Origin of the sequence: Burkholderia sola (assembly GCF_905400185.1) — a bacterium.
GTDB lineage: Bacteria > Pseudomonadota > Gammaproteobacteria > Burkholderiales > Burkholderiaceae > Burkholderia > Burkholderia sola.
In genome coordinates this window covers 138,644-160,905 of record NZ_FR989676.1, presented here as the reverse complement: position 1 = coordinate 160,905, position 22,262 = coordinate 138,644, and the positions used below count along the sequence as shown (strand labels likewise).

Annotated in this window: 20 protein-coding genes; 14 read left to right on the top strand and 6 right to left on the bottom strand. The window is 66.1% G+C overall.

The features are described 5' to 3' along the window. Window positions 1-8 precede the first annotated feature (8 nt). The 4 genes from tssA to tssJ are packed head-to-tail and all read left to right on the top strand — an operon-like array spanning window position 9 to window position 5,069. Window positions 9-1,592: a type VI secretion system protein TssA gene (gene tssA / locus KR541_RS17235; protein WP_050017401.1), complete on the top strand. Its 1,584-nt coding sequence runs from the start codon at window positions 9-11 to the stop codon at window positions 1,590-1,592. Window positions 1,593-1,601: 9 nt separating this feature from the next. Further along, window positions 1,602-3,416 carry a type VI secretion system baseplate subunit TssF gene (gene tssF / locus KR541_RS17230; RefSeq protein WP_089489104.1) on the top strand — a complete coding sequence of 605 codons (1,815 nt, stop codon included), beginning with the start codon at window positions 1,602-1,604 and terminating at the stop codon, window positions 3,414-3,416. 17 nt (window positions 3,417-3,433) lie between these two features. Beyond that, a complete protein-coding gene (gene tssG, locus KR541_RS17225) occupies window positions 3,434-4,537 on the top strand; it encodes a type VI secretion system baseplate subunit TssG (RefSeq protein ID WP_252996697.1) in 1,104 nt (367 codons plus the stop codon). 13 nt (window positions 4,538-4,550) lie between these two features. Further along, the gene (gene tssJ / locus KR541_RS17220; RefSeq protein ID WP_050017399.1) at window positions 4,551-5,069 is read left to right on the top strand and encodes a type VI secretion system lipoprotein TssJ; all 519 of its coding nucleotides are present in this window, start codon (window positions 4,551-4,553) and stop codon (window positions 5,067-5,069) included. A 99-nt stretch (window positions 5,070-5,168) separates the two neighbouring features. On the opposite strand, the gene catC is transcribed toward tssJ, so the two are convergent. The 3 genes from catC to KR541_RS17205 are packed head-to-tail and all read right to left on the bottom strand — an operon-like array spanning window position 5,169 to window position 7,571. After that, window positions 5,169-5,459 carry a muconolactone Delta-isomerase gene (gene catC, locus KR541_RS17215; protein ID WP_050017398.1) on the bottom strand — a complete coding sequence of 97 codons (291 nt, stop codon included), beginning with the start codon at window positions 5,457-5,459 and terminating at the stop codon, window positions 5,169-5,171. Window positions 5,460-5,502: 43 nt separating this feature from the next. Further along, window positions 5,503-6,405, bottom strand: a complete 903-nt coding sequence (gene catA / locus KR541_RS17210) for a catechol 1,2-dioxygenase (protein ID WP_089489105.1) — start codon at window positions 6,403-6,405, stop codon at window positions 5,503-5,505. 32 nt (window positions 6,406-6,437) lie between these two features. Beyond that, window positions 6,438-7,571, bottom strand: coding sequence for a muconate/chloromuconate family cycloisomerase (locus KR541_RS17205; protein ID WP_050017396.1), 1,134 nt, complete (start codon window positions 7,569-7,571; stop codon window positions 6,438-6,440). Between the two features lie 91 nt (window positions 7,572-7,662). On the opposite strand from KR541_RS17205, the gene KR541_RS17200 reads away from it, so the two are divergent. Next, a complete protein-coding gene (locus KR541_RS17200; protein ID WP_050017395.1) occupies window positions 7,663-8,553 on the top strand; it encodes a LysR family transcriptional regulator in 891 nt (296 codons plus the stop codon). 146 nt (window positions 8,554-8,699) lie between these two features. On the opposite strand, the gene andR is transcribed toward KR541_RS17200, so the two are convergent. Next, window positions 8,700-9,665 (bottom strand): anthranilate 1,2-dioxygenase regulatory protein AndR, encoded by a 966-nt coding sequence (andR, locus tag KR541_RS17195; protein WP_050017394.1) that lies wholly within the window; start codon window positions 9,663-9,665, stop codon window positions 8,700-8,702. A 213-nt stretch (window positions 9,666-9,878) separates the two neighbouring features. On the opposite strand from andR, the gene andAc reads away from it, so the two are divergent. The 5 genes from andAc to KR541_RS17170 all read left to right on the top strand — a co-directional run bounded on the left by andAc (window position 9,879) and on the right by KR541_RS17170 (window position 14,602). Then, window positions 9,879-11,150, top strand: coding sequence for an anthranilate 1,2-dioxygenase large subunit AndAc (andAc, locus tag KR541_RS17190; RefSeq protein ID WP_050017393.1), 1,272 nt, complete (start codon window positions 9,879-9,881; stop codon window positions 11,148-11,150). Between the two features lie 14 nt (window positions 11,151-11,164). After that, window positions 11,165-11,641, top strand: a complete 477-nt coding sequence (andAd, locus tag KR541_RS17185; protein ID WP_006479528.1) for an anthranilate 1,2-dioxygenase small subunit AndAd — start codon at window positions 11,165-11,167, stop codon at window positions 11,639-11,641. A gap of 26 nt (window positions 11,642-11,667) precedes the next feature. Further along, window positions 11,668-11,994, top strand: a complete 327-nt coding sequence (gene andAb, locus KR541_RS17180; protein ID WP_039344765.1) for an anthranilate 1,2-dioxygenase ferredoxin subunit AndAb — start codon at window positions 11,668-11,670, stop codon at window positions 11,992-11,994. Next, entirely contained in the window at window positions 11,984-13,204 is a 1,221-nt protein-coding gene (gene andAa / locus KR541_RS17175) for an anthranilate 1,2-dioxygenase system ferredoxin--NAD(+) reductase (protein ID WP_216089664.1), read from the top strand. Before andAb ends, andAa begins: the two co-directional genes overlap by 11 nt. A gap of 111 nt (window positions 13,205-13,315) precedes the next feature. Beyond that, on the top strand, window positions 13,316-14,602 hold the full coding sequence (locus KR541_RS17170; protein ID WP_069618588.1) for a DUF445 domain-containing protein: 1,287 nt from the start codon (window positions 13,316-13,318) through the stop codon (window positions 14,600-14,602). 53 nt (window positions 14,603-14,655) lie between these two features. On the opposite strand, the gene KR541_RS17165 is transcribed toward KR541_RS17170, so the two are convergent. Next, window positions 14,656-14,955, bottom strand: coding sequence for an addiction module antidote protein (locus KR541_RS17165; RefSeq protein WP_050017389.1), 300 nt, complete (start codon window positions 14,953-14,955; stop codon window positions 14,656-14,658). A 3-nt stretch (window positions 14,956-14,958) separates the two neighbouring features. Further along, a complete protein-coding gene (locus KR541_RS17160) occupies window positions 14,959-15,297 on the bottom strand; it encodes a type II toxin-antitoxin system RelE/ParE family toxin (protein ID WP_050017388.1) in 339 nt (112 codons plus the stop codon). A gap of 383 nt (window positions 15,298-15,680) precedes the next feature. On the opposite strand from KR541_RS17160, the gene KR541_RS17155 reads away from it, so the two are divergent. The 4 genes from KR541_RS17155 to KR541_RS17140 all read left to right on the top strand — a co-directional run bounded on the left by KR541_RS17155 (window position 15,681) and on the right by KR541_RS17140 (window position 22,207). Next, a complete protein-coding gene (locus KR541_RS17155; protein WP_124631273.1) occupies window positions 15,681-17,321 on the top strand; it encodes an acetolactate synthase large subunit in 1,641 nt (546 codons plus the stop codon). 28 nt (window positions 17,322-17,349) lie between these two features. Continuing rightward, entirely contained in the window at window positions 17,350-18,783 is a 1,434-nt protein-coding gene (locus tag KR541_RS17150) for an aldehyde dehydrogenase family protein (protein WP_204384123.1), read from the top strand. A 232-nt stretch (window positions 18,784-19,015) separates the two neighbouring features. Next, complete coding sequence (locus KR541_RS17145) at window positions 19,016-20,599, top strand: Na+/H+ antiporter (RefSeq protein ID WP_216089663.1); 1,584 nt, start codon at window positions 19,016-19,018, stop codon at window positions 20,597-20,599. Between the two features lie 474 nt (window positions 20,600-21,073). After that, on the top strand, window positions 21,074-22,207 hold the full coding sequence (locus KR541_RS17140; RefSeq protein ID WP_089489111.1) for a hybrid sensor histidine kinase/response regulator: 1,134 nt from the start codon (window positions 21,074-21,076) through the stop codon (window positions 22,205-22,207). Window positions 22,208-22,262 lie beyond the last annotated feature (55 nt).

The window sequence follows — 22,262 nt, the reverse complement described above, 5'->3', positions numbered from 1 at the left end:
GGCTTGCCATGACGCTTGCCAATTTTGTGAAGACGCTCGTCGGCGGTCCGCGCATCGATTCGCTCCATCAGGCACGGACGGATACCTGGGCCGCGTGGGTTGCGCCGATACCGGGCGAGCACGCATGCGGACGCGATCCCGGCTATGAAGACGCGTTCTTCCAACTGAAGGACGAGGCCGGCAAGCTGTCGGGAATCGATGACGGGCTGATCGTCCGCGCGTGCGAACACCTGCTCAAGGAGATCGGCAAGGATTTACGACTGGCCGGCTACTACGCATTTGCGCGCTTGCGGCAGGACGGCCCCGCCGGGTTCGCCGACGGGCTTGAGCTGGCCGCCGCGCTCGTCGACCGGTTTGGCGAGGCCGCTTTGCCTGCCCGTTACGAAGCGAAGAAGGCTGCGCTTGAAATGTTGGCGACTGCGCGTGCGATCGAGACGCTGGAGAGTCGCGGGGACTTTGCGCCAGCCGATCTGGAACGCACGTTGGCCGCGCTCGACGTGCTCGTGACGCATACGGCGCCGTGGCCCGATGCAGCCCGTCCAAACCTGCAACCACTCGTTTCCCGCTTCGAGAGAAAGGACGCGCCGGCACGCAGCGCCGATTCCGGGATGGCCATGCCGGAATCAACTGCTCCGCGCAAAACTTCGGCCGGCCCGATTGCATCGGCGCGCGATTTGCTCGATCAGGCCCGCGCGATGTCGGTGTGGCTCCGCGATCAGGAAAACGGCTACTTGCCTTCGGTACGTCTCGTGAGAAGCATTCGGTGGGACACGTTGCACGACGTGCCGCCCGCGGATGCCGCTTCGCATACGCGCCTGGCGCCGCCACGCGCCGAGTTGCGTCAGCAGATGAAGCGCCTCGTGCTGCAGAAGCACTGGCACGAGTTGCTGGAGCGCGTCGAAGGCGCGTTCATGGAAGGCGTGAATCACCTGTGGTTCGATCTCCAGTACTTCCAGCACGTGGCGCTCGATCACGTCGGTACGCCCTACAACGCGTGGCGAGCATTGCTGCGCGCCGACTTTGCACTCTTTCTCGAGCGATTGCCGAGCATCGAACGGCTGGCATTCAGCGACGGCACGCCGTTCGCGGACGACACGACACTCGAATGGATTGCCCGCCATGCGGTGGTACGCGATCTGGAGGCGGGCGAGACGGTTGCGCCGCTGCCTGTCTCCGCGGATAGCGAGAGCGATGCGGCGGGCGACTGGCCGGAGATCGAAACACAGGCTCGCGAACTGGCTGCCGGTGAAGGTATCGAGGCGGCTTTTGCGTGGCTCGAAGCGCTGCCCGGCATGAAAACCGATCGACATCGCTATTTGCAGCGGCTCGTGATGGCCCGCTTGGCCGACCATGTCGGCCGTCACGATGCGGCGCTCGCGCTGCTTGCCGAACTCGACGGAACGTCCCGCTCGCTGCCGATGATGCGCTGGGAGCCGGCGCTGACGTTCGAGGTCAAGCAGCAACTGGTCAAAGCACTGAAAGCGATGAGCAGCCGCAAGGACGCCGACAAGCCCGCGCTCGCCCGTCGCATCAGCGAACTGCATGCGGAACTCACGGTACTCGATCCCGCACGCGCGTTGACCCTTTCGTAACGGATTTCCATGGACAACAACGATTCCATCCTGCGCTACTACGAAGCCGAAATGCGATACCTGCGCGAGTCCGGCAAGGCGTTCGCGAAGGCGCATCCCGACCGTGCGCGCCTGCTCAATCTCGATCGCGTCGGCGATCGCGATCCGTATGTCGAACGTCTGTTCGAAGGCTTTGCGTTTCTGACAGGTCGGCTGCGGCAAAAGCTCGACGACGAACTGCCCGAACTGACCGAAGGGCTCGTCAGTTTGCTGTGGCCGCACTATCTGCGGATGATTCCTTCGCTGTCGATCGTCGAGTTGACGCCGTTCGCGGAGAAACTGCAGAAAACCGAAGTCGTGCCGGCCGGGGTGCCGGTGCGGTCCGCGCCGATCAACGTGCCGTCGCCGGGCGGAGTAGACGGCGTGACGCCGCGGACGGTGCAGTGTGTGTACCGGACGACGCAGGCCGTTGCACTGCAGCCGGTGTCGATCACGCATGCCGGGCCGACCGTGCGCCATGACGGTCGCTCGGTGATTCGTCTTGGCTTCTCACTGCAGGGATCGGCGCTGCGCAGCGAAACGGACTTGTCGCGGTTGCGGTTGCATCTGAACGCGGATCTGCCGACCGCATTCGCGATGCATCTTGCGCTGACGCGTCAGATCGATGCGATTTGCTTGCGTGTTCCGGAAGTCCGCGACGGCGAACCGGTAGCGCTCGCAGGCGTAACGATCGAGCCGGCAGGGTTCTCGACGGAAGAACGGCTGTGGCCCAAGGCCGACGCGGCGTTCTCGGGATATCAACTGCTGCTCGAATACTTCACGTTCCGCGAGAAATTCCTGTTCATCGATCTATGCGGGCTGGACCTCTCGACACTTCCCGAAAAATCGACTCGCTTCGAGCTGGAGATTCTCCTGAAGGAAGCCTATCCGTCGGATCAGCGTTTCAATGCGGAGAACGTGCGGTTGTTCTGTACGCCGGTCATCAACCTGTTCGAACTGGATGCCGAGCCGATCGAGATCGACCATCACGAAACCGAATATCGCGTCGTGCCGGCCGGTCATCAGGGCGAGCATGTCGAAACGTATTCGGTCGATGCGATCGCGACGTTCGATCACGATACGGCCGAGCGATACGAATATGTGCCGTTCGCGACGTTCCGGCACCGCGGCGGCATGTTGCGGCACGAGGCGCCGGAACGTTATTTCCACACGCGCGTGCGTTCGGGGGTATCGGGCTTGCATGAGATGTGGGTGATTCTCGGCGGTCACGCGTGGGAAACGATGGACACGCTGCCCGAGGAAAGCCTGTCGCTGCGCGTGACCGGCACGAACGGGCTGCTGCCGCGCAAGGGGCTGCGCGAAGCGAGCCTCGACGAGCTGGCGGCCAGCACGCCGAACGTCGCGGGCGTGCGCAATCTCGTATCGCCGACATTGCCGCTGTATCCGCCGACGGAGGATCGCTTCCAGTGGCGCGTGCTGTCACATCTCGCACCGAACTTCCTGTCGATGATGAACGCGGAGGTGTTGCGCGGCGCTTTGGCGCTGTACGACTGGACGAACGAAGAGCTGAACCGGCGGCGGCTCGCCGGCATCCTGCACGTGTCGCAGGAAATGATCGAGGAGGTGTCGGGCGGGGCGGTCGAACGCGGCGTGCTGATCGAGGTCACGCTCGATGCGCACGCTTTCTCCGGTGAAGGCGACGTGATGCTGTTCGGCGAGTTGCTGCACCGGTTCTTCGGCGCGTATGCGGAGCTCAATCTGTTCACGAAGCTGGCGATCGTCAGTCTGCCGTCCCGGTCGCGGACGGAGTGGCCGCGCAGCAAGGCACAGCGGGCGCCGTTATGAGTTCATCGATCGATCGGATGCGTGCTGAAGCCGCTGAGGCGAACGGTCTGCCGGCAGTGGCCGAGAGGTTGTTCGAGCGGGCGCCGAAGATGACTTTCATGCAGTTCTGTCGTCTGCTGGAAGCCTGTGCGCCCGAACGTCCCGGGTTTGGTACGCGCGATACGCCGGAGCATGAGCCGGTGCGATTCCGGCCGCGTCCGCGGTTGGGGTTTCCGGCGGGTGAGGTGGCCGCTGTCGAATTCGACGACGAGCACCTCGATGCGCCGCCGACCGTGCGCACGACCTTCATGGGCCTTTATGGCGTCGATGCGGCCATGCCGTCGCACATGATCGACGAGATCGTGCTGCGGGAGGAGGGGCACGAAGCCGTCGAGGCGTTTCTCGATCCGTTCAACCACCGGGCGGCGACGTTGCTGTATCGCGCATGGAAGAAATACCGCTATCCGGAGCGTTTTCGGGCAGGCGGAGTCGACGATTATTCACGGAGCCTGTTATGTCTCGCCGGATTCGGATGGGGTGACAAGCCTTTGCGGGCAGGCTTGCCCCATTCGCGGATGCTCTCGTTGCTGGGGCTGCTGATCCAGCGGACACGCACGTCGGAAGGGCTCGCCGGCGTGGTGGCGCTCGCCGCGCCGGGCGCCGATGTTCGGGTGGACGAATTCTGGGCGGTGACGACGAGTAGCGGTCGGCCAAAGCCGTTGACGTCGGCGAAGCCGGATGCGGATGTGCTTTCGGATGGGAAGCGTAGCGGGCTCGGCGGCGGTTACGTGCTCGGCAGGCGTCTCGCGTATCGCAGTCGAGCCGTGCGTTTGACGTTGTGGCCCGTTGATGCGCAGCAGGCTCAGGACCTGCTGCCGGGTGCGTGGCTGCATCGGGAGGTGATGGCATTCATCCAGCTGTATGTCGGCATCAAGGCCGACGTGCATTTGCGGATGAAAGTATCGACACGGTTCGTTCCACCCCCGACCGTCGGCGTCGAACGTGCCGCCCCCGCGCCGCGTCTCGGCTGGACGACCGTGCTGCCGTCAGTCGATGAACGCTTGATCGATATTGCGCTCGGGGTGTACGAGGCGTTTTCCGTGCCGCCGCCCAATCCGTATCTCACGCCACACGTCACCTGATTCCGGAGTTTTCATGTTCTATCGAATGAGTGCGGCCGTCGCTGCCGCTGTATTGCTGCTGTCGGGGTGCGGTGCATGGCAGTCGGTGTCGGATGCGTCGACGAATGCCTATCGCGCGGTGTTCTTCAAGCAGGTGAAAGTGCTGGACATCGACTTGATCGCACGTGCTGCGCTGAACCCCGACGATGCGGGGCGACCGACATCGGTTGCCGTCCGCGTCTATCAGCTGAAGGACCGCAAGATGGTCGATGCGGCATCGTATGACGATCTGTTGAAGAACGACCGCACGATACTCGCGCAAGACCTGCAGGGCGGCATGTCGGCTGTCGTGAATCCGGGGGCTTCGTCGAGCCTGTCTCAACCGATGCAACGCGAGACCGAGTACGTGGCGATCGTTGCGCTGTACCGCGCCCCGGGCGCGGCTGAAAACTGGAAGCGCGTCATCGAGAAAAAGAAGCTCGATCCGGACAAACCGCTACGCGTTCGTTTGACGGCGACCGGATTGCAGATGGCGGGGGATGCACCGAAGTGATTGCGAGGCTCTCGCGTTCGCTGGAGCGCTCAGCACGTGTGTTGAACGCAAAATTCGGCCCATGCGCCGGTTTCCCGGCAATCATGGGCCGCACGGGCCTCACCGATCGTCTTCCCGCACCGAAGACGGATGCCGGCACAGCGCCCGCACTTCCATCTCCATATACGGAAACAGCGGCAGCTGACTCAGCACGTCATGCAGCTGCTGCACGCTCTCGACGTCGAAAATACTGACGTTCGCATACTGCCCGGCGATTCGCCACAGATGACGCCACGTCCCTTCGTTCATCAGCCGCTGGCACATCGCCTTCTCTTCCGCCTTCAGCGTGGCCGCCTTGACCGGATCCATGTCCGCCGGCAGGCGAACGGTCATTTCCACATGAAACAGCATCCTGCACTCCTTGCGTTGTCGATTCGTCGAACGGGAAGGGCGCTCACGCCTGCGCGCGGGCCCGCTCGACTTCGCTGCCCGGCACGTCCTGCTTGTCCTTGAGCAGCGAGAAGTCGAAGTCGATCAGCGCGAACTGCCCGTCGACGCCGTACGGCTTGCCTTCCGCGCCCTCCGCCTGCTTGACCGGCGGGATCAGCCCGTCGCGCGTCGCGAACGCGAAGTCGTCCCACAGATGCGGATCGCCATCGATGTTGATCTGCGTCGTCAGCTTACGATAACCGTCCGCGGAAACGAAGAAGTGGATGTGCGCCGGACGATGGCCGTGGCGGCCGAGCTGGTCGAGCAACTGCTCGGTCTTGCTGCCCGGCGGCACACTGTAGCCGACCGGCAGCACGCTGCGGAAGCTGTAGCGGCCTTCGGCATCGGTGCGGATCGAGCGGCGCAGGTTGAACGCGGGCTGCGACGCGTCGAAGTACGAGTAATTGCCCAGATGGTTTGCATGCCACACCTCGACCAGCGCGTTCGCGAGCGGCGCGCCGTCCTGGCCGAGCACCCGGCCGCGCATGATCAGCGTCTGGCCCGGATCGGTGCCGTCGTCGAGACGCGCGTGGCCGACCGATTCCGGCGCACCGGCGACATACAGCGGCCCTTCGATCGTACGCGGCGTGCCGCCCTGGATGCCGGCCTTCGCCTCGGCTTCGTCCATCCGCACGTCGAGGAAGCGCTCGAGGCCGAGGCCCGCGGCGATCAGCCCGAATTCGCGGCCGGCTTCGTTCAGGAAGTTGAGCGCGGTCCAGAACTCGCTCGGCTGCACGTCGAAGTCCTCGATCGTGTAGCAGAGGTCCTTCACGATCCGGTTGACGATCGCGCGCACGCGCGGGTTGCCGGGCTTCTCGGCGGCGTCGTCGAAGGTCTTCAGCAGGGCGTCGATGGCTTGCTTGTTCATCTGTGTCTCCGGTTTCGGTTGTCGTGTGGGGATCAGCGGGCGTCGCGTCGCATCCGTTCGATGCGGGCCCAGTCGAAGGTGATGCCGAGGCCGGGCGTCGCCGGCAGATGCAGCTTGAAATCCTGGTAGCGCAGCGGCTCGACGAGGATCTCCTCGGTGAGCAGCAGCGGGCCGAACAGTTCGGTGCCCCATTTCAGCGAGTCGAACGTGCTGAACAGTTGCGCGGACGCCATCGTGCCGGCCGCGCCTTCGAGCATCGTGCCGCCGTACAGGTCGATGCCGGCCGCCGCCGCGATCGACGCGACGCTCGCCGCGCCCTGCAGGCCGCCCGATTGCGCGATCTTCACCGCGAACACGTCGGCCGCGCGATCCTGCGCGAGCGCGAATGCATCGACGGGGCCGTGCAGCGCCTCGTCGGCCATGATCGGCACCTGTGCGAGTCGCGTGAGGCGTTTGAGCCCCGCGCGGTTGGTCGCGGCGATCGGCTGCTCGACCAGGCTCACGCCGGCTTCCGCCAACCGCGCGCAGGCCCAGATCGCATCGGTCTCGCTCCAGGCCTGGTTCACGTCGACGCGCACGTCGCCGCGTTCGCCGAGCGCGCGCTTGATCGCGACCACGTGCGCCACGTCGTCGGCGACGGCGTTCGAGCCGATCTTCAGCTTGAACGCGCGATGGCGGCGGGCATCGAGCATCGCTTCGGCTTCCGCGATGTCGCGCTGCGTGTCGCCGCTCGCAAGCGTCCATGCGACATCGACCGCGTCGGTCCGGCGTCCGCCGAACAGTTCGGACAGCGGCACGCCGAGACGCTGCGCCTGCGCGTCGAACAGCGCGGTCTCGATCGCGCACTTCGCGAAGCGGTTGCCCTGGAACAGCTTGCGTGCCCGCGCCATCGCGGCGCCCGGACGCGTCGCGTCCATGCCTTGCAGCAGCGGCGCGAAGTAGGTATCGATATTGACCTTGATGCTTTCGGGGCTCTCCTCGCCGTACGCGAGGCCGCCGATGGTCGTCGCCTCGCCGACGCCTTCGATACCGTCCGTGCATCGAATTCGGATCAGTACGAGCGTCTGGCAATTCATCGTCGCGACCGACAATTTGTGGGGCCGGATCGTCGGCACGTCGACGAGCAACGTCTCGATGCGTTCGATGGTGGCGGCAGTTGCTATCATGCGATTCCTCCTGTTGGTGCACATGGTAGGAATTCCCGCCCCGCGTCGTCCAACACTCTTTCCGACTACTTCCATACCTTCGAGGCATGAAATGGAATTGCGCCAGCTCCGTTACTTCATCGCCGTCGCCGAGGAAATGAACATCACGCGGGCCGCGGAGCGCCTGCACATGACGCAGCCGCCGCTGAGCCGCCAGCTCCAGGCGATCGAGGAAGAGATCGGATTGCCGCTGTTCGAGCGCGGCGCGCGGCCGCTGAAACTGACCGATGCCGGGCGCGTGTTCTATGCGCAGGCGAAACGTCTGGTCGACCAGGCCGACGAACTGGGGCCGCTGACGCGGCGGCTCGCGCAGTCGTCGGAGCGGATCGTGATCGGCTTCGTGCCGTCGGCGCTGTACGGCGCGCTGCCGGACGTGATCCGTGCGTTTCGCGAGGCGCAGCCGGACGTCGAGCTGTCGCTGATCGAAATGTTCACGCTCGAACAGCTCGGCGCGCTGAAGGGCGGGCGGATCGACGTGGGGTTCGGCCGCCTGCGCTTCGACGACGACCAACTGGTGCGCGAGGCGCTGATCGAGGAAAAGCTGATCGCGGCGCTGCCGGTCGGGCATCGGCTCGCCGATCCGGCCCGGCCGCTGACGCTCGCGGATCTCGCGAACGAGACGATGATCGTCTACCCGAGCACGCCGCGGCCGAGCTTCGCCGATCAGCAGTTGTCGGCGTTGCGCGACGGCGCGGTCGTGCCGGCGGCCGTGCACGAGGTGCGCGAGCTGCAGACGGCGCTCGGGCTCGTCGCCGCGCAGGTGGGCGTGTCGTTGGTACCGGAGAGCGTGGAGGGCGTGCGCGTGAAGGGCGTCGTCTATCGGCGCTTGCCGGAGCCGGGCGCGACGTCGCCGATCATCATGAGCCGCCGGCTGCATGGCGAAAGCGCGGCGACGGCCGCGTTCTGTGCGATCGCGCGGGAGATGATCGTGCCGGCGGCGTGACGTCATGAACTGCAACTAACGGTCGATCCCGGACGCGCAGCCGAATTCCGACAGGGCGGTGCGACGAGAGCCGTTCCGGCACGGTCAAAGCCGGCGAGTAAGCCGCCGCGTGGTGAGGGTGGTGCGCAAGCGCAGCGGGACGACCGTCACGCCTGACGCTGCGCGTCGAGCGTCTCCGACGGCGATTCGCCGAACCTTTCCCGATATGCGATCGCGAACCGCCCGAGATGGGTAAACCCGCAATCGAGCGCGATATCGGCGATCCGCCGGTCGGCTGCCGCGCCGCGCAGCAGTTCGCGCGCGTGCGCGAGCCGCGTCGCACGCAGGTATTGCATCGGGCTCATCCCGCGGAATTGCAGGAACGCGTCGCGCAGCGTCCGTTCGGGCACGTTGGCGGCCTGGACGATATCGGCAAGCTGCAGCGGCTGCGCATAGTGCGCATCGACGAATTCCTGCGCGCGCCGCACGAAGCCCGGCGCCGGGTCGCGGTGCGACGCCTGCAGCATGGACGGCGGATGGCCTTCGATCAGCAGGTCGATCAGCAGATGCTCGAGCTGCGACGCGACACGCGGGTTCGCGTTCGCGCGTTCGAGCAGCTCGGGCGACCGCGCGACGAGCATCAGCTGCTGGCGCCACGCGGCGAGCGCGGCGTCGCTGACGTGCAGCACCGGGTCGAGCGTCGTGCGCGGGTCGCCGGTCAGCGCGCCGACGGTCGCCGCGTCGATGCGCAGCACGAACTGCTCGCAATCGGCCGACAGCACCGCGTCGAAGCGTTCGCCGGGCGCGCACAGCACGCCGGTCTGCCCGTCGACGCCGAGCTGCCGCCCCATCGCGCGCACTTCGGCCTGGCCGGACAGGCAGAACATCAGCAGGTAATAGCCGTCGACGGCGTCGACCTGCACGCGCATCGCGTCGCCGAACGCGATCGTGCCGATCCCGAGCCCGCCCAGCCGGACGAAATCCATGTGCGACGCGCCCCGTACGCGGCCGCTCGGCAGCAGCGCGTGCGGCTGCATCACGCGCGAGATCCGCTCGCGCGTCTCGTCGAGATCGCGGGATTCGAACAGCCGGTGCGCGCGTAGCGCGAGCGGCTCGAACGACGTTGGGGACATGGGCCTCAGCCTTGGTATGGACGACGCGCGCTTCGATCAGACGAATGGGTCGCGATCGTGCGCCGGGTCGCGTGTGCCGTCATGCTAGCGCAGAAATCCGCCGAAAGTGGATATTGCGCCGCCGCAATCGCACTTTCCGGATAGACGCCGAATATTAGCTTTTCAAAAATCGGCTCCATGCATTCAACGCAACGGATCGACAAGGAGTCCGACATGGAGCAGACAGAATCGCCCGTCGTTTTCGCCTCACGCGGCGACGCATCCGACGTGAGCTTCCCGCACGACGACGGCTCGCGCGTGCCGTACAAGGTGTTCAGCTCGCGGGCCGTCTACGATCGCGAGCAGGAACGCATCTTCCGCGGGCCGACGTGGAATTTCGTCGCGCTCGAAGCCGAAATCCCGAACGCCGGCGACTTCAAGAGCACGTTCGTCGGCGACACGCCGGTGGTCGTCACGCGCACCGAGGACGGCGCGCTGTCCGCGTGGGTGAACCGCTGCGCGCACCGCGGCGCGCAGGTGTGCCGCAAGTCGCGCGGCAACGCGAGCTCGCACACGTGCGTGTATCACCAGTGGAGCTTCGACAACCAGGGCAACCTGCTCGGCGTGCCGTTCCGGCGCGGCCAGAAGGGAATGACCGGGATGCCGGCCGATTTCGATCCGAAGCAGCACGGGCTGCGCAAGCTGCGCGTCGACAGCTATCGCGGGCTCGTGTTCGCGACTTTCAGCGATGAAGTCGCGCCGCTGCCCGAGTATCTCGGCGAGCAGATGCGTCCGTGGATCGACCGGATCTTCCACAAGCCGATCGAGTATCTCGGCTGCACGCGCCAGTATTCGAAGTCGAACTGGAAGCTGTACATGGAGAACGTGAAGGACCCGTATCACGCGAGCATGCTGCATCTGTTCCATACGACCTTCAACATCTTCCGCGTCGGGATGAAGGCGCGCTCGATTCCGGATGCGAATCACGGGCTGCACAGCATCATCACGGTGACGAAGACGGGCGACGATACGTCGGCCGCGTACAAGCAGCAGAACATTCGGTCGTTCGACGAGGGCTTCCATCTGGAGGACGAATCGATCCTCGATCTCGTGTCGGAATACGACGAGGACTGCACGAACCATATCCAGCCGATCTTCCCGCAGCTCGTGATCCAGCAGATCCACAACACGCTGGTCGCGCGGCAGATTTTGCCGAAGGGCCCCGACAACTTCGAGCTGATCTTCCACTTCTTCGGTTATGCGGACGACACGCCCGAGCTGCGCGCGCTGCGCATCAAGCAGGCGAATCTCGTCGGGCCGGCCGGCTACATCTCGATGGAGGACACCGAAGCGACCGAGCTCGTGCAGCGCGGCACGGTGCGCGACGCCGATGCGACGTCGGTGATCGAGATGTCGCGCGGCAATCCGGATCAACAGGACACGGTGATCACCGAGAGCCTGATCCGCAAGTTCTGGGTCGGCTACCAGAAGCTGATGGGCTATTGACGCGGGAGCAAAAAATGACGGAAGACATGAAGACGTGGTTCGAGATTTACATGCTCCAGAACCGCTATATCGGGCACCTCGACAACGATCGGCTCGAACACTGGCCGGAGATGTTCACCGAGGACTGTACGTACGAAATCGTGCCGAAGGAGAACGCCGATCTCGGGCTGCCGGTCGGGATCGTCCATTGCACGAACCAACGGATGCTGCGCGACCGCGTGGTGTCGCTGCGGCACGCGAACATCTATGAAGAGCACACGTACCGGCACATGACGTCGGGCCTGACGATCGTCGCCGAACGCGACGGCGAGTTCGATACCGAGAGCAACTACGTGGTCGTGCAGACGCGCAGCAACGGCGAATCGAACGTGTACCAGGCCGGCAAGTACTACGACACGGTCGTGCGTACGCCGGACGGGCTGCGCTACAAGACCAAGCGCGTGATCTACGACACGTCGCGCGTGCAGACGCTGCTCGCGACGCCGATCTGACCGCTCTGACGAAGCAAGGAATCGACATGACTGAAGCAACGCTGGCCGAGTGGCATCCGCTCGGCGCTTTCGACGAATTCTCCGAAGACGAACCGGCGGCGCGCGTCGCCGGCCAGAAGCCGATCGCCGTGTTCCGGATCGGCGACGAACTGTTCGCGATGCACGACCTGTGTTCGCATGGTCACGCGCGCTTGTCGGAAGGCTACGTAGAGGACGGCTGCGTCGAATGCCCGCTGCACCAGGGGCTCATCGACATTCGCACGGGCGCGCCGAAATGCGCGCCGATCACCGAACCGGTGCGGACCTATCCGATCCGGATCGTCGACGGGCAGGTGGAAGTCAATGTCGGCTGACCCGTTCGTGATCGTCGGCGCCGGCCACGCGGCGCGGCGTACGGCCGAAGCGCTGCGCGAACGCGATGCGGCGGCGCGTATCGTGATGATCGGCGCGGAGCGCGAGCTGCCGTACGACCGGCCGGCGTTGTCGAAGGATGCGCTGCTGACGGACGGCGGCGAACAGCGCGCGTTCATCCGCGATGCCGCGTGGTACGACGCGCAGCGCATCGAGTTGCGGCTCGGCACGCGCGTCGATGCGATCGAGCGCGATGCACGGCGCGTGCGGCTCGACGACGGTGCGTCGTTACCGTACGGCAAGCTCGTGCTCGCGACGGGTTCGCGCGTGCGCACGTTCGGCGGGGCGATCGACGAAGGTGTCGCCGTGCACTACGTCCGCACGGTCGACGATGCGCGTGCGTTGCGTGCGCAACTGGCGCCCGGGCGTCGCATGGCGGTGCTCGGCGGCGGCTTCATCGGCCTCGAAGTCGCGGCGGCGGCGCGTCAGCTCGGCTGCGACGTGACGGTGATCGACCCGGCCGCGCGCTTGCTGCAGCGCGCGTTGCCGGAAGTGGTCGGTGCTTATGCGCGTCGGTTGCATGACGCGCGTGGCGTGAACTTTCAGATGGCGACGCTGCCGCGTGCAATTCGTCGCGCGCCGGGCGGTGGCGCGATCGTCGAGACCGATCGCGGCGACGTGCCGGCCGACATCGTCGTGGTCGGCATCGGCGTGGTGCCCAACGTCGAGCTCGCGCAGGCGGCCGGGCTCGACGTCGATAACGGGATTCGCGTCGACGCGGGCTGCCGCACGGCCGATCCCGCGATCTTCGCGGCGGGCGAGGTGACGATGCACTTCAATCTGCTGCTCGGGCGGCATGTGCGGATCGAATCGTGGCAGGTGGCCGAAAACCAGCCGGTCGTCGCGGCCGCGAACCTGCTCGGCGCCGACGAGCGCTATGCCGAGCTGCCGTGGCTGTGGTCCGATCAGTACGACTGCAACCTGCAGATGCTCGGGCTGTTCGGCAGCGAACGCACGATCGTCGTGCGCGGCGATCCGGCGAGCGGGCCGTTCACGGTGTTCGGGCTCGGCGACGACGGGAAGATCGTCGCGGTGGCCGCGGCGAACCTCGGGCGCGACATCGGCGCGTCGCGGCGGCTGATCGCCGCAGGCGCGGTGCCCGATCCGGTGAAGCTGGCCGACCCGGCGGTCAATCTGAAGACGTTCATGTAGCGGCGCGGCGCGGGCGGCACGCATGCATCGTGCACGCCCGCGCCGGCTACGGGTTTGTCGGTGGCGTCGAAATCGGGGATATTAACGGCATCGCCGATCCGCCCGTCCTCCATGACGCCAGACAAAGCCCTCGAACTGAAACGCAGCAAGCGCCGCGCGCTATGGCTGCTGCTGGCCGCCGTCGCGGTGTTCGTCACGACCATCCTGCTGCCGCGCGGCCCGTGGGTCGACGGCTTCAAGGCGGTCGCCGAAGCCGCGATGGTCGGCGCGCTCGCCGACTGGTTCGCGGTCGTCGCGCTGTTCCGCCGCGTGCCGATCCCGTTCGTGTCGCGCCATACCGAGATCATCCCGAAGAACAAGGACAAGATCGCCGACAACCTCGCGGTGTTCGTGCGCGAGAAATTCCTCGGCCCCGACGCGCTCGCCGCGCAGATCCGCCAGCACGATCCCGCGCAGAAGCTCGGTGCATGGCTCGGCGAGCCGGCGAACACCGACGCGCTCGGCGGCTACGTGACGAAGCTGATGAGCTTCGCGCTCGACATGACCGACGACGCGCGGATCCAGTCGTTCGTCCACGATGCGTTCCGCGCGGTGATCGACCGGGTCGACCTGTCGCAATCGGCCGGCGCGATCCTCGACACGCTGACGAAGGACGGCCGCCACCAGGCGCTGCTCGACGACGCGATCGAACAGGTGGTCGACGTGCTCGACAAGGAAGAAAACCGCGAGGTGATCGCGGGTTTCATCGTCGAATGGCTGAAGACGCAATATCCGAAGGTCGAGAAGATCATGCCGACGCAGTGGTTCGGCGAAAACGGCGCGCGGATGCTCGCGAGCGCGGTGAGCCGCGTGCTCGAGGGCGTCGCGGCCGACCCCGAGCACGAGCTGCGGCAACGCTTCGACCGGACGGTCGTGCGGCTGACCGAGCGGCTGAAGCACGACCCCGCGTTCATCGAGAAGGGCGAGGAGATCAAGCGCTATATTCGCGACGGCGATGCGTTCAACGACTACGTGCGCGATTTGTGGGACCAGTTGCGCGCGTGGCTGAAGGCCGATCTCGCGCGCCCCGATTCGGCGCTGCACCGGCAGGCCGCGACGCTCGGCGGCTGGCTCGGCGCACGGCTCGCCGAGAGCCCGGCGCTGCGCGCGTCGCTGAACGAGCACGTCGAGAAGGCCGTGCACGAGATGGCGCCCGATTTCGCCGATTTCCTGATGCGTCACATTCGCGACACGGTGCGCAACTGGGATGCGCGCGAGATGTCGCGACAGATCGAGCTGAACATCGGCAAGGACTTGCAATACATCCGCATCAACGGCACGCTGGTCGGCGGGCTGATCGGGCTCGGGTTGTATCTGGTGTCGCTCGCGCCGCGCTGGGCGGCCGGGTGGCTGCACTGACGCGGGCACGCGCGTTGCGCCCGCGCCGCGATGCGCTGCGGTGCGTCGCCGGGTTACGCGGCCGCCTTTGCGCCGTGCAATTGCAGGCCGAGCGCCTTGATGACTTTCAGGATCGTGCCGAAGCTCGGATTGCCGTCGTGCGACAGCGCCTTGTACAGCCCTTCGCGCGACAGGCCCGCATCGCGCGCGACTTGCGACATGCCGCGTGCGCGGGCGATCACGCCGAGCGCATGCGCGATGAAGGCCGGATCGTCGCCGCCCTCCTGCAGGCACGCGTCGAAGTACTCGGCCATGTCGTCTTCGGTTTTCAGGTGTTCGGCCGAATCCCACGGCCGCGTGTTGATCTTGTCCATCGTTCACTCCATGTCGAGGTGCGCGAGCATTGCGTGCGCGGCGCGTATGTCGGCCCGTTGCGTCGATTTATCGCCGCCGCAGAGCAGGATCACCCATATCGTTCCGCGCCTCGCGTAATAGATGCGATAGCCGGGGCCGTGGTCGATACGCATTTCGACGACGGGGGAGCCCGCGGATTTCCAGTCGCCCGGATTGCCCATCGACAGGCGGTCGATGCGCGCCTGGATGCGGCGCCGGGCAAGGCGATCGGGCAGGCCGGCAAACCAGGCGTCGAAGACGTCGGTGGTCCGGATGCTGTACGTAGGCGCACTGTAGGGCACGGATTGCAGGATGTCAACCATGGTTCACATGTTCGATGAATGGAATCGGTTGCGCCTACCGTAGCGCCGCGCGCGTCGTTTGAGGTCGAATTGGCCGTCAGGCCGATCCCGTCGCGAGGCCGCAGCCGGCCATCCGGCCGAAGCCGGAATTCCGCGAATCCGTCTACAATCAAAAGCGTCTTTGCCGCCCGTGCGCGCCCGCCGCGTGCGGGCGAGTCCGTTCGTCCTCCGGCATCCGGAGGCGCCGCCGCGCGTCACGCATCGAGCATCGAGCATCGTGTGTTGCGCGGCGAGCAGTGCCGTGGTTTGTGTCCAGTAGGTAAGGCGTCCGCGTGCCGTAGGCCGGCGCGCGTCCTGAACGCCGCGTGTCCGTAGGCCGGGCAGGCGGCATAACCGAGAGTCCCATGAAAGCATCGGATCTGTTCGTGAAGGCGCTGGAAGCCGAAGGCGTCGAGTACGTGTTCGGCATTCCCGGCGAGGAAAACCTCGATCTGCTCGAATCGCTGCGGCGATCGAAGATCAAGCTCGTGCTGACCCGGCACGAGCAGGCGGCCGGGTTCATGGCCGCCACCTACGGCCGCCTCACGGGCCGCACCGGCGTGTGTCTTGCCACACTCGGCCCGGGCGCGACGAACTTCGTGACGGCCGCCGCGTATGCGCAGCTCGGCGGGATGCCGATGCTGATGATCACCGGGCAGAAGCCGATCAAGTCCAGCAAGCAGGGCCACTTCCAGATCGTCGACGTGGTCGACATGATGCAGCCGCTCACGAAGTTCACGCGGCAGATCGTGTCGATCGGCAACATCCCGTCGGCCGTGCGCGAGGCGTTCCGCCGCGCAGAGGAAGAGCGCCCGGGCGCCGCGCACCTCGAACTGCCGGAAGACATCGCGCACGAGGAGGGCGACGGCAAGCCGATCCCGCGCAGCTACAGCCGGCGGCCGGTGGCTGAGGAGAAGGCGGTCGCGCATGCGGTCGACGCGATCCAGGCCGCGCGTCATCCGCTGTTGATGATCGGCGCGGGCGGCAACCGCAAGACCACCTGCAAGATGCTGCTCGAATTCGTCGACAGGACGGGCATCCCGTTCTTCACGACGCAGATGGGCAAGGGCGTGATCGACGAGACGCACCCGCTGTGGCTCGGCAACGCGACGCTGTCCGACGGCGACTTCGTGCACCGCGCGATCGAGCACGCGGATTGCATCATCAACGTCGGCCACGACGTGATCGAGAAGCCGCCGTTCTTCATGCGCACCGACGACAAGACCGTGATCCACGTGAACTTCCTCGGCGCGCAGGTCGATCCCGTCTATTTTCCGCAGATCGAGGTGGTCGGCGACATCGCGAACGCGGTGTGGCAGATGAAGGAAGCGGTGACGCCGCAATCGCACTGGGATTTCGAGCGCTTCAGGATGATCAAGGCGCATTTCGACGCGCATCTGCAGAAAGGGCAGCACGACCCGCGCTTTCCGATGTATCCGGTGCGGATCGTCAACGACCTGTACAACGCGTTGCCGGTGGACGGCATCGTCTGCCTCGACAACGGGATGTACAAGATCTGGTTCGCGCGCTACTGGCGTGCGCACGAGCCTAACTCGCTGCTGCTCGACAACGCGCTCGCGTCGATGGGCGCGGGCCTGCCGTCGGCGATCGCGACGAAGATCGTGCATCCGCAGCGCAAGGTGATCGCCGTGTGCGGCGACGGCGGCTTCATGATGAATTCGCAGGAGCTCGAAACGGCCGTGCGGCTGAAGCTCGACATCGTCGTGATGATCGTGCGCGACGACGCGTTCGGGATGATCCGCTGGAAGCAGGAGAACATGAATTTCCCCGATTTCGCGATGACGCTGCAAAACCCCGATTTCGTGTCGTACGCGCAAAGCTACGGCGCGCACGGGCACCGCGTCGAGTCGGCCGACGATCTCGAGCCGCTGCTGCGCGAGTGCTTCTCGTCGCCGGGCGTGCACGTGATCGACGTGCCGATCGACTATTCGGACAACGAGCGCGTGTTGAACCGCGAGATCAAGCGCCTGTCGGCGCAACTTTGAATTCCCGTTCACAGGAAGGAGTCGTTCCATGTTGAAGGAAACCTATCCGTACTACCTCGCCAACGAAGCCGTCTACGCGAACACCGATCTGGAGGTGACCGACAAGTTCAGCGGCAAGGTCGCCACGCGCGTCGCGCTGGCCGACGCGAAGGCGATCGATGCTGCGATCGCAGCGGCCGTCGACGCGACGAAGCCGATGCGCGAGATGCCGGCCTACAAGCGGCAGGCCGTGCTCGATCATTGCATCGCGCGCTTTCGCGAACGTTTCGACGAGCTGGCCGAGGCGCTGTGCATCGAGGCCGGCAAGCCGATCAACGATTCGAAGGGCGAAGTCACGCGGCTGATCGATACGTTTCGCGTCGCGTCCGAGGAATCGGTGCGCATCGACGGCGAGATCGTCAACCTCGAGATCTCCGCGCGTGCGCAGGGCTATACGGGCTACATGAAGCGCGTGCCGGTCGGCCCGTGCTCGTTCATCTCGCCGTTCAACTTCCCGCTGAACCTCGCCGCGCACAAGGTCGCGCCCGCGCTCGCGGCCGGCTGCCCGTTCGTGCTGAAGCCCGCGAGCCGCACGCCGATCGGCGCGCTGATCATCGGCGAGGTGCTCGCGGAAACCGACCTGCCGAAGGGCGCGTTCTCGGTGCTGCCCGCGCATCGCGACGGCGCCGACCTGTTTACGACCGACGAGCGCTTCAAGCTGCTGTCGTTCACCGGTTCGCCGGCCGTCGGCTGGGCGCTGAAGGAGAAGGCCGGCAAGAAGAAAGTCGTGCTGGAACTGGGCGGCAACGCGGCGGCGATCGTCGATGCGGACCAGCGCGACCGGCTCGACTACGTGGTCGAGCGGCTCGCGTTCGGCGCATACTACCAGTCGGGCCAGAGCTGCATCGGCGTGCAGCGGATTCTCGTGCATGCCGACCTGTACGACGCGCTGCGCGAGAAGCTGATCGCGAAGACGCGTTCGCTGAAGATGGGCGATCCGAAGGATCCGTCGACGTTCGTCGGCCCGATGATCTCCGAATCCGAATCGCACCGGCTGTCGGGCTGGATGGACGCGGCCGTCGCGGCGGGCGCGAAGATTGTCGCGGGCGGCAAGGTCGACGGCGCGATGTTCGAGGCGACGCTGCTGGAAAACGTCGGGCGCGAGCAGGACCTGTACCGGAAGGAGGCGTTCGGCCCGGTCGCGATCCTCGAGAAGTTCGACCGCTTCGACGACGCGCTCGCGCGCGTGAACGACAGCGACTTCGGGCTGCAGGCCGGCGTGTTCACCGATTCGCTCACGCATGCGCACCGCGCATGGGACGAGCTGGAGGTCGGCGGTGTCGTGATCAACGACGTGCCGTCGTTCCGCGTCGACAACATGCCGTACGGCGGCGTGAAGGATTCCGGTCTCGGCCGCGAAGGCATTCGCTATGCGATCGAGGACATGACCGAGCCGCGGCTGATGGTCGTGCGGCGCCGGTAACGCGCGGCAGGCAGCGCGGCGCCGCGGCGGCACGCGGGCGGGCGGGCGATCGGGCCGCCCGCGTGCCGTTTTCATGGCGGCGCGCGCAGCGGCACGGCGCCGCGCGTGTCCCGCGCGGCGGCCGCTCGCAACAGGCTCGACTACGGGCCTTCCCTCGTGATGTAATCGCGCGAAACTGCCGACCGGGGTACGACGCCGGAACGCGCAAATTCATTCTTCACGAGGTCGATTCATGTCCCCCGTCTCGGCATTCAAGCTGGTTCTATTGTCATTCCTCGCGATCGTCGCGCTCGAATGCATCGCCAAGCGGTTGAGGCTGCCGCCCGCCGCCGCGCTGCTGATCGGCGGCATCGGCATCGCGTTCATCCCCGGCCTGCCGCCGATCAACCTCGATCCCGAGCTGGTGTTGCTGGTGTTCCTGCCGCCGCTGCTGATGGACGGCGCGTACTTCTCCGTGTGGGAAGAGTTCAAGCGCAACGTCGGCGGCATCCTGATGCTGGCGATCGGCGCGGTCGTGTTCACGACGTTCGCGGTCGGCTTCGCCGTGCACTGGGTGGTGCCGGCGCTGCCGTGGGCCGCGTGCTTCGCGCTCGGCGCGATCGTGTCGCCGCCCGATGCGGTCGCCGCGAAGGCCGTGCTCGAACGGGTCGCGCTGCCGCGCCGGCTGATGGTCCTGCTCGAAGGCGAGAGCCTGCTGAACGACGCGGCCGGCCTCGTGCTGTTCCGCTTCGCGGTCGCGGCCGCGCTCACCGGCGCGTTCAGCCTCGAGCATGCGGTCGTGCGTTTCGCGGAACTCGGGCTCGGCGGCGTGGTGGTCGGCTTCGTGGTCGGCAAGCTTGTGGTTTGGTTCCTGAAGCTGCTCGACGACGACTATCTCGTGATCACTGTCGCGGTGATCGCCGGCTGGATCGCGTACATCGCGGGCGAAATGGTCGAGGTGTCGGGCGTGATCGCGACCGTCACGGCTGGCATGATCGTCGGCTGGCATCAGCACGAGGTGTTCTCGGCGGCCGTGCGTACGCGCGGCACCGCGTTCTGGCAGGTCATCGTGTTCCTGCTCGAGGCGATGGTGTTCGTGCTGATCGGGCTGTCGCTGCGCGGCGCGATCCACCGGCTCGGCGGCTTCGAGCAGGTGCTCGCGACGATGGTGCCGCCGGTGCTCGCGGTGCTGGCGGCGGTGATCGTGTCGCGCTTCGTGTGGATCTACGCGGTCGAGGCGCTGAAGTGGCCGGTGCGTGGCCTCGTGCGGCGCGGCGACGCGCCCGACTGGAAGGCCGCGACGATCATGAGCTGGGCCGGGATGCGCGGCGTGGTGACGCTGGCGATCGCGCTGTCGCTGCCCGAGGCGCTGCCCGGCCGCGACGTGATCCTGGTCGCATCGTTCGCGGTGATCCTCGTGACCGTGCTGCTGCAGGGCACGACGATCGGGCCGCTGATCCGGCTGCTGCGCCTGCCGCCGCGCGAGGAGCGCGCCGCGCACCACCTGACCGAGCCGCAGACGTGGGCGTACGTCGAGGCCGCGCAGCTCGCGGCGATCCAGCCGCTCGTGCGCGACGCGCACGGCGTCGTGATCCATCCGCGTCTGCTCGAGCAGTACACGTATCGCGCCGAGCTGACCGAACGGTCGAAGAACGAGCCCGCGTATCCGGCGGAAGTGCGCACCGCGCACTACGACGTGGTGCTGGCCGCGATCCGGGCCGGGCGCGCCGAACTGTTGCGCCTGCATCGGTCGGGGCGCATCCACGACGAGATGCTGCACACGCTCGAACGCGACCTCGACCTGCAGGAAGTGTCCGCGCAGCACGCGCGCGGGTAGGCGGGCGCACGGGCCGGCGTCCTGTCGGCCCTCAAACGGCGGGGTCGAGCGCGCTCGTCGCGCGATTTTTTCTTCTTCCGCCTGCCGTTTGCGACTCTTTTAATCCGGCCCCAATACACACCCTGATACGGCCCGCCACCAGCCTTGCAGCGCATGCAAACCTCATGGCGCCGGTCTCGCAAACGTTATCGTCTTTCGAATCCGGAAATGATCTGATTTATCTGATTCCGTCTCTTTCTGCATATTTGGCAAAACTAAACCGGAAGGAGATAGATGCTGTGTTCTAATTTCATTTAGAATCAGCCGGTTATGTTTATTGAGAGAAAGAATGCGGAGGTAATGCGGGCCGTCGACGGGGAAACAGGCGGCGTCCAAAGCCCCGCAAGGAAGTGCCGACAGGCCAAATCGGCGGAATCAGGCGGGTTTTTCCAACTGCCAATATAAGATAGCGTCCAAGTCGGATAAACAACTCCTATGAAAGAATCGATTGGAGATTCGGCGTTTGAAACTGTATTTATGAAAGAATCGAGCAGTGATAATGCCTCGGATTGCCTCGAATCGGGCTTATCGGTCCTCCTGGTCGACGACCAGCCGTTCGTCGGCGAGGTGATCCGCCGCGCGCTGCGCAGCGAGCACGACATCGACCTGCACGTGTGCACCGACGCGCACCGGGCGATGGCGGTCGCGCGCGACGTGAAGCCGACGGTCATCCTGCAGGATCTCGTGATGCCGGAGATCGACGGCCTCGATCTCGTGCGCGCGTGGCGCGCGGACCCCCGCACCGCGCGCGTGCCGATCATCGTGCTGTCCGCGAAGGAGGAGCCGATCGTCAAGCGCGAGGCGTTCATCGCCGGCGCGAACGACTATCTGGTGAAGCTCCCCGACGCGATGGAGCTGACCGCGCGCATCCGCTATCACTCGAATTCGTACCTGATGTCGCGGCAGCGCGACGAGGCGCTCGATTTCCTGTCGCACGACATGCGTTCGCCGCAGACGTCGATCCTTGCGCTGCTCGACGTCTACCGGGCCGAGCACGGCGACATGCCGGCGATCATGGAGCGCATCGCCGGCCATGCACGGCGCGCGCTCGCGCTCGCCGACGGCTTCATCCACCTGACCCGCGCGCAGTCCGAGCGCCGCGCGCACGAGGTCGTGAGTCTCAACGAGATCGTGCTCGACGCCGTCGACCAGCTGTGGGAGAAGGCGGCCGGGCTCGGCTGCCGGGTGAGCGCGTGCGTGCCCGATACCGAATGCGTGACGATGGGCGACCGCATGATGCTGACGCGCGCGGTCGCGAACCTGATCGACAACGGGCTGAAGTATGGGCCGGCCGGGATGGACGTACATTGCACGCTGAGCGGCGAGGACGGCGTCTGGCTGATCGGCGTCGAGGATGCCGGCGCCGGCATCGCGCCGGAGCAGCGCACGGCCGCGACCGAGTCGTTCGTGCAGCTCGAATCCGCGCACGGCGCGGCGCGCAGCGGTTTCGGCCTCGGTCTCGCATTCGTCCGCGCGACGGCGGCGCGGCATCGTGGCCAGATCCTGATGCGCAATACGGCGCGCGGCTTCATGGTCGCGCTTCGGCTGCCGGCGCAAGCGGAGCGATGATGTCGCGGCGCGGCCTGCCGGCGCCGCGCCGCCCGCGGGACCCCGATGCGCTCGT

Coding starts and splice junctions, on each gene's coding strand:
- KR541_RS17150 (WP_204384123.1), top strand. CDS start 17,350: ATGTTGAAGGAAACCTATCCGTACTACCTCGCCAACGAAGCCGTCTAC.
- KR541_RS17155 (WP_124631273.1), top strand. CDS start 15,681: ATGAAAGCATCGGATCTGTTCGTGAAGGCGCTGGAAGCCGAAGGCGTC.
- KR541_RS17205 (WP_050017396.1), bottom strand. CDS start 7,571: ATGATAGCAACTGCCGCCACCATCGAACGCATCGAGACGTTGCTCGTC.
- tssJ (WP_050017399.1), top strand. CDS start 4,551: ATGTTCTATCGAATGAGTGCGGCCGTCGCTGCCGCTGTATTGCTGCTG.
- andR (WP_050017394.1), bottom strand. CDS start 9,665: ATGTCCCCAACGTCGTTCGAGCCGCTCGCGCTACGCGCGCACCGGCTG.
- tssG (WP_252996697.1), top strand. CDS start 3,434: ATGCGTGCTGAAGCCGCTGAGGCGAACGGTCTGCCGGCAGTGGCCGAG.
- tssA (WP_050017401.1), top strand. CDS start 9: ATGACGCTTGCCAATTTTGTGAAGACGCTCGTCGGCGGTCCGCGCATC.
- KR541_RS17200 (WP_050017395.1), top strand. CDS start 7,663: ATGGAATTGCGCCAGCTCCGTTACTTCATCGCCGTCGCCGAGGAAATG.
- andAd (WP_006479528.1), top strand. CDS start 11,165: ATGACGGAAGACATGAAGACGTGGTTCGAGATTTACATGCTCCAGAAC.
- KR541_RS17170 (WP_069618588.1), top strand. CDS start 13,316: ATGACGCCAGACAAAGCCCTCGAACTGAAACGCAGCAAGCGCCGCGCG.
- catA (WP_089489105.1), bottom strand. CDS start 6,405: ATGAACAAGCAAGCCATCGACGCCCTGCTGAAGACCTTCGACGACGCC.
- KR541_RS17160 (WP_050017388.1), bottom strand. CDS start 15,297: ATGGTTGACATCCTGCAATCCGTGCCCTACAGTGCGCCTACGTACAGC.
- andAa (WP_216089664.1), top strand. CDS start 11,984: ATGTCGGCTGACCCGTTCGTGATCGTCGGCGCCGGCCACGCGGCGCGG.
- catC (WP_050017398.1), bottom strand. CDS start 5,459: ATGCTGTTTCATGTGGAAATGACCGTTCGCCTGCCGGCGGACATGGAT.
- KR541_RS17140 (WP_089489111.1), top strand. CDS start 21,074: ATGAAAGAATCGATTGGAGATTCGGCGTTTGAAACTGTATTTATGAAA.
- tssF (WP_089489104.1), top strand. CDS start 1,602: ATGGACAACAACGATTCCATCCTGCGCTACTACGAAGCCGAAATGCGA.
- KR541_RS17145 (WP_216089663.1), top strand. CDS start 19,016: ATGTCCCCCGTCTCGGCATTCAAGCTGGTTCTATTGTCATTCCTCGCG.
- andAc (WP_050017393.1), top strand. CDS start 9,879: ATGGAGCAGACAGAATCGCCCGTCGTTTTCGCCTCACGCGGCGACGCA.
- KR541_RS17165 (WP_050017389.1), bottom strand. CDS start 14,955: ATGGACAAGATCAACACGCGGCCGTGGGATTCGGCCGAACACCTGAAA.
- andAb (WP_039344765.1), top strand. CDS start 11,668: ATGACTGAAGCAACGCTGGCCGAGTGGCATCCGCTCGGCGCTTTCGAC.